General features: G+C 61.8%; 15 protein-coding genes. 8 read left to right on the top strand and 7 right to left on the bottom strand.

The features are described 5' to 3' along the window. A partial coding sequence (locus AB1576_13790) for an integrase (protein ID MEW6082797.1) occupies positions 1–478 on the bottom strand: 478 nt, incomplete at its 3' end. A 232-nt stretch (positions 479–710) separates the two neighbouring features. On the opposite strand from AB1576_13790, the gene AB1576_13785 reads away from it, so the two are divergent. The 4 genes from AB1576_13785 to mnmA are packed head-to-tail and all read left to right on the top strand — an operon-like array spanning position 711 to position 3,780. Beyond that, on the top strand, positions 711–1,148 hold the full coding sequence (locus AB1576_13785) for an Rrf2 family transcriptional regulator (protein MEW6082796.1): 438 nt from the start codon (positions 711–713) through the stop codon (positions 1,146–1,148). A gap of 16 nt (positions 1,149–1,164) precedes the next feature. Further along, the gene (gene nifS / locus AB1576_13780) at positions 1,165–2,337 is read left to right on the top strand and encodes a cysteine desulfurase NifS (protein ID MEW6082795.1); all 1,173 of its coding nucleotides are present in this window, start codon (positions 1,165–1,167) and stop codon (positions 2,335–2,337) included. Then, positions 2,337–2,720, top strand: a complete 384-nt coding sequence (gene nifU, locus AB1576_13775; GenBank protein ID MEW6082794.1) for a Fe-S cluster assembly scaffold protein NifU — start codon at positions 2,337–2,339, stop codon at positions 2,718–2,720. Before nifS ends, nifU begins: the two co-directional genes overlap by 1 nt. Positions 2,721–2,730: 10 nt before the next feature. Continuing rightward, positions 2,731–3,780 carry a tRNA 2-thiouridine(34) synthase MnmA gene (mnmA, locus tag AB1576_13770; GenBank protein MEW6082793.1) on the top strand — a complete coding sequence of 350 codons (1,050 nt, stop codon included), beginning with the start codon at positions 2,731–2,733 and terminating at the stop codon, positions 3,778–3,780. 29 nt (positions 3,781–3,809) lie between these two features. Here the strand turns inward: mnmA and AB1576_13765 are convergent, their stop codons facing one another. Both AB1576_13765 and AB1576_13760 read right to left on the bottom strand, forming a co-directional pair. After that, positions 3,810–4,097: a spore coat protein gene (locus AB1576_13765; GenBank protein MEW6082792.1), complete on the bottom strand. Its 288-nt coding sequence runs from the start codon at positions 4,095–4,097 to the stop codon at positions 3,810–3,812. A 24-nt stretch (positions 4,098–4,121) separates the two neighbouring features. Beyond that, on the bottom strand, positions 4,122–4,319 hold the full coding sequence (locus AB1576_13760; protein ID MEW6082791.1) for a hypothetical protein: 198 nt from the start codon (positions 4,317–4,319) through the stop codon (positions 4,122–4,124). Positions 4,320–4,486: 167 nt separating this feature from the next. Here AB1576_13760 and AB1576_13755 point away from each other — a divergent pair, with 167 nt between their 5' ends. The 3 genes from AB1576_13755 to AB1576_13745 are packed head-to-tail and all read left to right on the top strand — an operon-like array spanning position 4,487 to position 5,967. After that, entirely contained in the window at positions 4,487–4,687 is a 201-nt protein-coding gene (locus AB1576_13755; protein MEW6082790.1) for a hypothetical protein, read from the top strand. Between the two features lie 4 nt (positions 4,688–4,691). Further along, positions 4,692–4,904, top strand: coding sequence for a hypothetical protein (locus tag AB1576_13750; protein MEW6082789.1), 213 nt, complete (start codon positions 4,692–4,694; stop codon positions 4,902–4,904). Positions 4,905–4,926: 22 nt separating this feature from the next. Next, entirely contained in the window at positions 4,927–5,967 is a 1,041-nt protein-coding gene (locus AB1576_13745) for an AI-2E family transporter (GenBank protein MEW6082788.1), read from the top strand. Here AB1576_13745 and AB1576_13740 read toward each other — a convergent pair. Next, positions 5,964–6,950 (bottom strand): carbohydrate kinase, encoded by a 987-nt coding sequence (locus AB1576_13740; GenBank protein MEW6082787.1) that lies wholly within the window; start codon positions 6,948–6,950, stop codon positions 5,964–5,966. The two genes, AB1576_13745 and AB1576_13740, sit on opposite strands and share 4 nt — an antisense overlap. Before the next feature lie 135 nt (positions 6,951–7,085). On the opposite strand from AB1576_13740, the gene AB1576_13735 reads away from it, so the two are divergent. Next, complete coding sequence (locus AB1576_13735; protein MEW6082786.1) at positions 7,086–8,423, top strand: aspartate aminotransferase family protein; 1,338 nt, start codon at positions 7,086–7,088, stop codon at positions 8,421–8,423. Here AB1576_13735 and AB1576_13730 read toward each other — a convergent pair. The 3 genes from AB1576_13730 to AB1576_13720 form a co-directional block, all read right to left on the bottom strand. Continuing rightward, positions 8,418–8,918: a class I SAM-dependent methyltransferase gene (locus AB1576_13730; protein ID MEW6082785.1), complete on the bottom strand. Its 501-nt coding sequence runs from the start codon at positions 8,916–8,918 to the stop codon at positions 8,418–8,420. The genes AB1576_13735 and AB1576_13730 overlap by 6 nt on opposite strands. A 106-nt stretch (positions 8,919–9,024) precedes the next feature. Further along, positions 9,025–9,555, bottom strand: coding sequence for an ECF transporter S component (locus AB1576_13725; GenBank protein MEW6082784.1), 531 nt, complete (start codon positions 9,553–9,555; stop codon positions 9,025–9,027). 412 nt (positions 9,556–9,967) lie between these two features. Next, on the bottom strand, positions 9,968–10,199 hold a 232-nt coding region (locus tag AB1576_13720; GenBank protein ID MEW6082783.1), incomplete at its 5' end, for a hypothetical protein.

The following is a 10,199-nucleotide window of genomic DNA, read 5'->3' as shown; positions in this document are numbered from 1 at the left end:
ACCCAGGCTCCGTGTCGTTCCAATCGGCGAAGGTCTTGGCGGGGATGTCGTTTTTCAGGAGGGAGCCGGGTTTAGTACCGGTCCGCCCCCTTAACTCAAGTCTTGTTCTTTCGGGCCTCAGTAGCCGCACGACCGTGGCCGAGCTGATACCAAAAATCTTGGCCCGGGTCTCTTCCCTAAGGGTCAACTCACCAAAACTCTCAAGTACTGGAACAACCTCCGGTATAAAGGGGACAAGCCGTTTGCCGGAAGGGAAGTCTAAGATGGCCCAGCTCTTTTTGAGAGCCCTCTTTACATCTTCGGAATAGGTTTTCCTCCCGCAGTTACGCCTCCTTCCCTGAGGCCTTTCTTTGTAGCCGCATCTTAGAACCCTGGCAGCATAGGAGCGATTATAACCTACCAGTTCCATAAGATCATCTAAGAGACGCCACTTGGCCTTCTTCGAAGCCCTTCGATACTTCACGGCCAACTCCCTCACCACAGCCCTCTTCTAGGCCAAAGTGAGCGCCACGGTTTCTTCTCCTCTCATGTTATGGTCATCTAGAGTTCGAACCATCCATGGCACCTCCCTTCTTCGAGTACTTTTTTGTCTTGATGCAATGACCTCATTTCGAGTACCTTTTGGTTGATGCAAGTCGGTATATTGACGCCAGGCACTCTCAGGTGGTACGATGCATTGTGTAAAGCCGACTTTGGAGGTCAGGATTATCATGATGTTGTCTACCAAGGGACGATATGGCGTCAAGGCGATGTACGAGCTGGCCGTCTCTGAGGCTGAGGCCCCCCTGCCGCTGAAGGATATTGCCAGGCGCCAGGGGCTCAGCCCCGACTACCTGGAACAACTCATGGTCTTCTTGCGCCGGGCGGGGCTTGTGAAGAGCGCTCGCGGGGCTAGGGGAGGCTATTCCCTGAACATGCCTGCCTCTGGCATCACCGTGGGCAAGATAGTCAGGGTGATGGAGGGCACCATCGCCCCCACAGAGTGCGTGGGAGATGGCGCCGTCGAGCATTGTGGTTGTGCTGAGGGCTGTGTCGCCCGGGGCGTCTGGGAGCGAGTGGCGAAGTCCGTGGCCGAGGTCCTGGACTCCATATCCCTGGCGGACCTGGTGGAGGCCCACAGGAAGGATGCGCGTCCAGAGGATCAGTGAGAAGGGGGATCTCCAGATGCGAAGGGTATACCTGGATCATGCAGCCACCACCCCGGTGCGCAAGGAAGTGGTGGATGTCATGACCCGCTATATGCTGGATGTGTTCGGGAACCCCTCCAGCATTCACCAGTTCGGCAGGGAGGCCCGCAAGGGCATGGAGGAAGCGAGGGAGCATGTGGCCAGCCTGGTGGGGGCGCAGCCAGAAGAGATAGTGTTTACCAGCGGGGGCACGGAATCGGACAACATGGCAGTGAGGGGTGTCGCTGAGGCCCTGGAGAAGAAGGGTAATCATATCATCACCTCCGCCATTGAGCACCACGCAATACTGCACACCTGTGAGTACCTGGAGAAGCACCGTGGTTACGAGGTAACCTACCTGCCCGTGGACTACTTCGGCATGGTCTCCCCCGATGACGTGCGGGCGGCCATCAGGCCCAGCACCGTCCTGGTTACAGTCATGATGGCCAACAATGAGGTAGGCACGATCCAGCGCTTGGCCGAGATCGGCCTTGTGTGCCGGGAGGCCGAGGTTACCTTTCACTCCGACGCTGTGCAGGCCGCCGGGGCCATTCCCGTGGACGTTGAGGACCTAGCCGTGGATCTCATGAGCCTGTCCGGGCACAAGATGTACGGGCCAAAGGGGGTGGGCGCCCTCTACATCCGGAAGGGCACCAAGATCCGCCCCATCGCCTATGGCGGGGCCCACGAGAAACAGCGAAGGCCAGGTACCGAAGGTGTTCCGGGCATAGTTGGGCTAGGAGAGGCCGCCCGGCTGGCCCGGGCGGAGATGGATTCCCGGGTATCCCACGTGAGATACCTCAGGGACCGGCTTATCAGCGGGCTTCTCGAGGTGGAGGAGACGCGCCTGAACGGGCACCCTTCCCACCGGCTGCCTAACAACAGCAATGTGAGCGTCGCCTATGTTGAGGGAGAGTCCATGCTCCTCAACCTGGATATGGCAGGCATTGGGTGTTCCAGCGGCTCAGCGTGCACCTCGGGGTCCCTGGAGCCCTCCCATGTGCTCTTGGCCATGGGCCTGGATCACGAAGAGGCCCACGGATCCCTGCGGATGACCCTGGGCTACGAGAACACTGTGGAGGACGTGGACTACGTTATCGGGGTATTCCCCGGGATAGTGAAGAGACTGAGGGAAATGTCACCACTGGCGAGGAAGGGAGAGCCGCGGTAATGTACAACGAGAAGGTCATGGACCACTTCTGTAACCCCAGAAACGTCGGTGAGATGGAAGACGCCGACGGGGTGGGCCAGGTTGGAAACCCCGTGTGTGGTGATGTGCTCCGGCTGGCCATCAAGGTCAAGGATGGGCGGATAGAGGAGGCACGCTTCATGACCTTCGGGTGTGGTGCGGCTATCGCCACGTCTAGCGTGCTCACGGAAATGGTCAAGGGGATGTCGCTGGAGGAGGCCATGGAGGTCACCAACAGGATGGTGGCGGGTGCCCTGGGGGGCCTCCCTCCTGTGAAGATGCACTGCTCGAACCTGGCGGCAGACGCCTTGCAGAAGGCCATCGAAGACTACAAGGGGAGACTGCTCCGGCAGGAAGCGGTCTAGGGGTGGTGACGTGACCGGGCGGCTCAAGGTAGTCGTTGCCATGAGCGGCGGGGTGGACAGTTCCGTCGCGGCAGCGCTCCTGAAGGAACAGGGACATGATGTAGTGGGAATCACCATGAGGGTCTGGCCCTCGGCAAAAACGGGCGGCATCAGGGACGCGGGCCGCGTTGCTGCCTTCCTGGGGATCCCCCATCACGTGCTGGACCTCCAAGGCCAGTTCGAGGAGGTGGTGGACTACTTCTGCCAGGAGTACCTAAAGGGCTGTACCCCCAACCCGTGTGTCTACTGCAACCGCACCATCAAGTTCGGGGCCCTCTGGGCCAGGGCTCGAGCACTGGGGGCCAGCCGCCTGGCCACAGGCCACTACGCCAGGAGTGAAAGGGATTTGGCCAGCGGTCGGTACATCCTAAGGAGGGGTTTAGACCGCTCTAAGGACCAGAGCTACGTCCTTTGGGGTCTTGGCCAGGACCAGCTTGGGATAGCCCTCTTCCCCCTAGGGGGCCTCAGGAAGGTTGAGACCCGTGGCATCGCCCGGAAGGTGGGATTACCCGTGGCCGAAAAGGGAGAAAGCCAGGAGATCTGCTTCATACAGGGCGACTACGGGGCCTTCATCAAGGACAGGTCACCCCACGGCCTCCGGCCAGGGCCCATCATGGATCAGGAGGGCAACGTTCTCGGGACCCACAAGGGCATTCACCTCTATACTATAGGGCAGCGGCGGGGCCTGGGGGTGTCACTGGGAAAGCCCCTTTACGTGGTGGAGATCGACCTGGCCAGGAATGCCGTTGTGTTGGGCCCCGCTGGGGCCCTCGAGGCACGAGGGCTCGTGGCCCGGCCGGTGAACTTCGTGTCCATAGCTGGGCTGGCCGGGCCCACGGTTGCCACCGTGCAGGTGCGCTACCGCGCTGCCGCAGTGGAGGCAACCCTTTACCCTGAAGGGGAGGGTGTGAGGGTGCTCTTCAGCCAGCCGGAAAGGGCGGTGACTCCTGGGCAGTCCGCCGTATTCTACCAGGGAGATCTGGTCTTGGGGGGCGGTGTGATCCACGGGGCTGTCAAGTAGGGGGCCCCTGCCGGGGCCCCCTGGGAAGCCTAGCTGGGGAATGGCGCTGGGCCCTGCAGGAACTGGTGGGCGACGGTCCCCGCCAGGTGCGGCGGTGGTTCGGGTACCCGGTACCAGCCCCGGGCCTGGGCCAGCCTGAAGGCATCGTCGGCCATGCTGAGGTGAGCCTCAGCCATCTGGATGAAGCTCCTCTTGAGTTCGGATGTGGCACACTCCGTGGCCCCCATGGTATCCCACACGGCCTTGAGTTTCTCCGTGTTGAGGTGCTCCAAGAGAAGCGCCCTGTCGGATAATCTTCCAGCTCCTTGATGATACATGGACACATCCTCCTTTCTCCGGGCCTACCTGCCCATTCCTCCCCGAAGGAAGTTCATGAGCACCTGCCCGTGCTGGTTGTAGATGTTCCGGTGATGCTCCATCATGTGCCGGATGTCAGGGTCCTGGGTCTGCTCGATGCAGGCACTGATCTTCTCGATCCCCACCTGGTTTGCCACTATGCGCTCGTTGATCTCCAGTATTTCCCTCTGGCTCAGGTGCACTCTCTCACCCCTCCTTGTCCTCGAGACTCTGAGCTATTCTTCCCTGGCTTTACCCTGCGCTTACCTTCCATATTGTCCCTGGGGCAAGGGGTTTCCGGGGGCGGGACATCATTTGGCCCAGGTCCGGGAATAATATGGGGGACGGGTCCAGGGGGAGGGCGAGATGGATGTCCGAGGACTCATGCCCCATGTGTCGAGGCCGCGCCGTCGGCCGCATTGGTACGAACCTCTTCTACTGCCGGGACTGCTTCGTGGAGATCAACCACACGCGGGTGGGCTGGAAGGCCTATCGCATTGACGAAGAGGGCTTGAGGGTGCCGGTGAACGAGGCGATGGCGTGGGGTGAGAGAAAACGCAATTTGGGGTGATGACATGAAGCGGGGCTTTTTCGATGGTCTCCTGGCTGGGGCTCTCCTGGGGGTGATACTGGGGGCTCGCTACATCCCTGGAACTCAGGGAAAACCGCGAAGGCCGCTCATGAAGAAGGGCAGGATCATTGGGATGAAGGCTGGCCGGATCCTATCCGAGACCCGGGACGCCATAGGCGAGGTCAAGGCTATGCTCCAGAGGCGGCTGCGTCACTGACGGTACCATGAACAGGCAGGCGGTGGTCAGGGCGGTGCTGGGGATAGCCGCGGGCACTGGGGCCGCGGCTATCCTGTTCCGGTTAAGGGGTGTCCTGCCCCCGTTCATCCTGGCCATAGCCATGGTCTACATCCTCTCGCCGGCTGTGGACCTCCTTGAGCGGAAGGGCTTCAGGCGGACCGGCGCCATCCTCGGCATCTACGCGGTAATCGCGGTCATCCTGGCCCTGGTCTTTGCCCGTCTCCTCCCCGCGCTCCTGGGGGAGCTCACCGGGCTTGGGGAGGCCGTGCCTGGCCTTGCCCGGGATCTCACTGGCTTCCTGGAGAGGGTCGAGCGGGGTTACGCCCGTACGGAGCTGCCTGAGGCCCTCAGGCAGGCCGTTGACGACACCGTGTCGGCCCTGGAGGCCCAGGTGCAGAGGCTTACCAGGAGCGCCGTGGACTCCCTCTTGGGCTTGTTCTCGGGTCTCCTCCTGGCCGTCATTGCCCCTGTGGTCGCCTTCTACCTACTCAGGGACCTGGAGCACATAAAGAGCGCCGTCAATCGCGCGCTTCCCCGGGAGTCCAAGGGGCAGTGGTGGGCCTTCCTGGATGAGCTGGACGCTGTGCTCGGCGGCTTCATCAGGGGGCAGGTAACCATAGCGGTGATCGTTGGGGCGCTGAGCACCCTTGCCCTGGTGCTCCTAGGGGTGAGATTCGCCGTGATACTGGGGTTGACCGCCGGCGTCTTCGAACTTGTGCCCTACTTCGGCCCGGTCCTGGGCGCCATGCCCGCTGTGGCCCTGGCGCTCCTGGAATCCCCGGTGCTGGCCCTCAAGGTGATCCTGGCCTTTGTCCTCATCCAGCAGGTGGAGAGCGTGGTGCTGGCCCCTAAGATCATGGGAGACAGGGTGGGGTTGCACCCCCTGGCGGTCATCGTGGCGGTCCTGGCTGGAGGGCAGTTGTTTGGCTTCCTCGGGATCATACTGGCGGTCCCGGGCGCCGCCACCGTCAAGGTGGTGGCCAGGAGCCTGTGGAGGCTGGCTGCCCGGGCAAAACAGGGGGGGAGCCAGGGGGGGGTCTAGAGGCCTGGGCCAGCTGCCTGGGCTACCAGGGCCTCTACCTCCTCGCGGGATGGGAGGCTAGGGACGGCGCCTCGCCGGGACACCGCCAGGGCTCCCGCGGCGTTGCAGAAGGAAAGAATGTCCTCGATCTGCGAAGGCATAAGTTCCCTGGGGTGAACCTGGGCCTCCAGGAGACGTGCTATGAGAGCTCCCATGAAGGCATCACCGGCGCCGGTGGTGTCCACGGGGTTGGTGGGGTATGGCATTATCCACCCTGACGCATCCTGCCGGGCATAATAGCAGCCCTGTTCCCCCAGGGTCACTACCACCAGTCCCGGCCCCTGGTGGATGAGCCAGGCTGCCGCGTCCTCCACTGAGTGCTCCCCGCTGAGGAACATGGCCTCGTCTGTGGCCAGCTTGAGTACCTCTACACCGGCAACGGCCCTCATGGTCCACCTGCGGGCCTCAGCCTCCGCCACCCAGAGGTCATGCCTGAGGTTGGGGTCGAAGGTGACGGTGAGCCCCAGCGCCTGAGCGTCCCGGAGGCAGCGCAGGGTAGCGGTGCGGCTAGGGTTCGATGCAAGGGACACTGAGCCCAGGTGGAGGATCCGGGCACCCTCCAGGCAGGCCTGGCCCACCTCGATTTCGTCCAGGAGGAGGTCAGCGCCGGGGTTACGGTAAAAGAGGAAGTCTCTCTCCCCGGAATTGGACAGGGACACGAAGGCCAGCGTGGTCCTGGCGTCCTCGGTTTTGATGAGGTGAGATGTGTCCACACCCTCCATTTCCAGGGCATCCTGGAGGAACTGGCCGAAGGGGTCCCGGCCGACCTTCCCCACGAACCTGGCGCCATGACCGAGGCGGGATAACATCACGGCCACGTTGGCAGGGGCCCCCCCGGGGGCCTTGAGGAACCCAGGGCTGTCCTTGATGGTGGCCCCGGCTCGGAGGGACACCATGTCTACGACGGCCTCTCCAAGGCATACGACCTCCACGTGATGCGGCATTCGCGTACCCCTTTCTCCGGGGGCTTGGTGTCTGGGTTTACCCTCCAGTATTTTGCCTTCGTGCCGTTCACTCCTGCCTCGGAGGAGGAAAAGGGTCCAGTGCCTCGAAGCGTTCGTTGTGGAGGTGGGGCATGAATGAGCAGCAGGCAAGGAAGCATGTTCTTTACTGACCCGGCCAGGGCTCACCCGCTCATCCAGCGGGGGGACGGGGTCTACCTTTATGACGTTGCAGGGAAGCGCTACATTGATGGTACCGCAGGGATAGCCGTGGTCAACGTGGGCCATGGCCGGGCGGAGGTGGCTCAGGCCATGAAGGAACAGGCCGAGAGCGTGGCCTACGCGGCTCCCAACATATTCTCCAACATCCCCGCCGAGGGTCTCGCATCCAGGCTGGGCCAGCTGACGCCGGGGGACCTTAAGTACTTCCACTTCGTCTCAGGGGGATCCGAGGCGGTGGAGGTAGCCATGAAACTGGCCCGGCAGTACTTCTATGACCAGGGGTACCTGGACCGCCACGTGGTGCTCTCCCGGAAGATCAGTTACCACGGGGCAACCATGGGGGCGCTCTCCATCTCGGGTTATGAGGGGAGGACCCGCAAGTTCAAGCCGATGCTCCTGGAGTACCCCAAGGTTGAGCCCTGCTACTGCTACCGGTGTCCCTTCGGCCTGGAATACCCTGGCTGCGGGGTGAAGTGTGCCCATGACCTGGACACCGTCATCAGGGAGGTTGGGCCTGGCAGGGTGTCGGCCTTCATAGCCGAGCCTGTGGTGGGTGCCGCGGGGGGGGCCCTGGTACCGCCTCCTGAGTACTTCCCCTTGATCCGTGAGATATGCAACAGGTGGGGCATTCTTTTCATCGCCGACGAGGTCATGACAGGCTTCGGCAGGACCGGGAAGTACTTCGCGGTAGAGCACTGGGATGCTGTGCCTGACATGATGACCGTGGCCAAGGGGCTGAGCTCCGGCTACTCCCCCATGGGGGCGGTGATGATGGGGCAGAAGCTGGCCTCCGCTTTCCAGGAGAACCCCTTCGAGCACGTCCTCACCTTCGGCGCACACCCGGTGGGAGCAGCGGCCGCCAGCGCCGTGCTGGGCATCATGGAGAGGGAGAACCTGGCGTCCAGGGCAGCCAGCGTGGGGGGGCACCTGCTGGCCGAGCTGGAGAGGCTGCTGGAAAACCCCATGGTGGGAGATGTGAGAGGCCTGGGACTCATGGCCGGGATAGAACTGGTCCAGGACAAAGCCAGGAGGACCCCCTTCCCGAAGGACCTGAAGGTGTCCCAGCGACTCTCCAGGGCTTGCCTGGACCGGGGACTCACCATCTATCCCGGCAGCGGCACCGCCGGTGGCGCTGGGGATCACTTCATCCTCTGCCCGCCCTTGATCATGAAGGAGTCCGAGGCCTCTGATGTGGTGGACATACTTGAGGATGCCACCTTGAACGTGTACCAGGAGGTGTCTAGCCTTCTATAGTTTCCGGGCGAGGACGGCGTAGTGTTCCTCCTCATCCCAAAAGAGGAGGGTTTCGAAGCCTTCAGACCTGGCGAGGTTGCCAAAGTCCTCCGCTGGCGCTAGGTGGTGGAGATCCACCGGCTGGCCCGCGTCGCTTTGGATGCTGTCCATCTGCCTCCGCCCCATGTCGTAGGCGATTAGGAGCATCCCATGGGGGGTCAGGACTCGCCTGGCCTCACGCAGGGCCATGGCCTTGCTGGAAAGGTGAGCGAAGCAGAAGAAGAGGATGACGTGGTCAAATCTGGCACCCTCCAGGTGAAGCCGCTTGGCTGGGGCCTTAACGAAGGAGAGGTTTGGCCGGTGGTGTTTCCTCCTGGCCTCAGCCAGCGCCTTCCCGGACACGCCCGCGGTTGTGACGGAGCGAGCTAGCCCCACATTGGCTAGGAGCAGGGGAGAAGCACTCCTCGGCCCATCCCCACATCCAGCACTGGCTGCCCGGAGATCCAGGAGGGGCATGAGGCTCTCCACCCTCTGGGGAGGGTGGAGAGCCTCATGTTGTCCGACCCGCGGGCCAGCTCATGGAAGTACTCCTCAATACGGTGTGGCGTCCACATCCATGCCCTTATGCCCTCCCACGTGCACCCTGGAAGACGCCAGTACGTTCAGCAGCGTAGACCACTGAGGGTACCACAACCAGCTGCAGGAGAACACCCGGGAGGCTCGTGGTCAGGCCCACTGTAAGCGGGTAGAGAAGGGGTATCCCAGGGAGGCCCAGGAGAGGGAGCACCAGCCACCCCAGGACGCCGTAGATGAGCCTGCCCCCTAGTATAGCCAGGATCAAGGAGGGGAGTATGCCTAGGTGGAGTCGATGGTGGAGCAGTCCAGCAGCCAAGCCGTAAACGCCAAGCTCAAAGAGCATTACCTGCGCTGTGGGCGGCATGAGTGGTGGCATACCCGTGAGGATGGCACTGAGTATGGGTGAGGTTATCCCCACCGTGAGACCCACGGAGGGCCCCGCCAGGAGCCCCGCCATGAGCACGGGGATGTGCATGGGCAGGAATATGCGGCCAAGCCCCACCGCATGGAAGGCCATGGGCAAAAAGAGGGCCAGGGCAACAAACAGCGCGCCCCAGATTAATTGCCGGATCCTCACAGGCATCAACTCCCTCAGGGTTTCTCAGGTTCCATGATAACACGAATCCGAAAAGAGCACGACCCGGTGGCGCATTCTTCCGTGATAAGTTACGGACCTCCCTCAGGCGGAAGCCACGGCATAACAGGACTTGGCGCGGAAAGGGGTCCATCCGGTGGGTCTAGAACAAGGCTCTTGCGAATTGGGGAGCAACTCTACCAGGAGACCTAGAAGGGTTCTTCTGAACAAGATTTTGACAACCTGGTCTGTCTTTGTACGCTCACCGCATGTAAAGAGCATAACCCTCATACATAGTCCCCCGCCAGGCTCCGTCCGTTGACGCTGGCGGGCTCCTGGGTTTAACCTGACTTTTGCAGCAACCGGAGCAATAGATGCCGCCGGGGCCCTGTGTAGTAAGCACTCGGCGGCATTTTTATGCTACATAAAGTGGTTGCGTATTCAGGTTTTCTTCGTGGCCCCCCAGGATTTTTTTAATGTCCCCTAGTCTAAGATACTTGCGGCTGAGATCTACGCCGAATTTTTCGGTGATTGCTTTTGTGATCTCATCGGCGTGGTCGAAGACATACCAGTTTTCTTCGAGATGGCTTCCTGATGATTTGTTCAGGCTTTCCACGATCCTTGGGATGGAATATTTGTTTCCGAGG

The sequence above is a fragment of the Bacillota bacterium genome (genome assembly GCA_040754315.1).
GTDB lineage: Bacteria > Bacillota > Sulfobacillia > DUSP01 > JBFMCS01 > JBFMCS01.
This window is presented reverse-complemented; position numbering and strand designations above follow the sequence as displayed.

What these genes read in the sequence shown, in the direction of transcription:
- AB1576_13785 (MEW6082796.1), top strand. Translation starts at nt 711, where the DNA reads ATGATGTTGTCTACCAAGGGACGATATGGCGTCAAGGCGATGTACGAG.
- nifU (MEW6082794.1), top strand. Translation starts at nt 2,337, where the DNA reads ATGTACAACGAGAAGGTCATGGACCACTTCTGTAACCCCAGAAACGTC.
- AB1576_13735 (MEW6082786.1), top strand. Translation starts at nt 7,086, where the DNA reads ATGAGCAGCAGGCAAGGAAGCATGTTCTTTACTGACCCGGCCAGGGCT.
- AB1576_13740 (MEW6082787.1), bottom strand. Translation starts at nt 6,950, where the DNA reads ATGCCGCATCACGTGGAGGTCGTATGCCTTGGAGAGGCCGTCGTAGAC.
- AB1576_13730 (MEW6082785.1), bottom strand. Translation starts at nt 8,918, where the DNA reads ATGCCCCTCCTGGATCTCCGGGCAGCCAGTGCTGGATGTGGGGATGGG.
- AB1576_13765 (MEW6082792.1), bottom strand. Translation starts at nt 4,097, where the DNA reads ATGTATCATCAAGGAGCTGGAAGATTATCCGACAGGGCGCTTCTCTTG.
- AB1576_13755 (MEW6082790.1), top strand. Translation starts at nt 4,487, where the DNA reads ATGTCCGAGGACTCATGCCCCATGTGTCGAGGCCGCGCCGTCGGCCGC.
- AB1576_13750 (MEW6082789.1), top strand. Translation starts at nt 4,692, where the DNA reads ATGAAGCGGGGCTTTTTCGATGGTCTCCTGGCTGGGGCTCTCCTGGGG.
- nifS (MEW6082795.1), top strand. Translation starts at nt 1,165, where the DNA reads ATGCGAAGGGTATACCTGGATCATGCAGCCACCACCCCGGTGCGCAAG.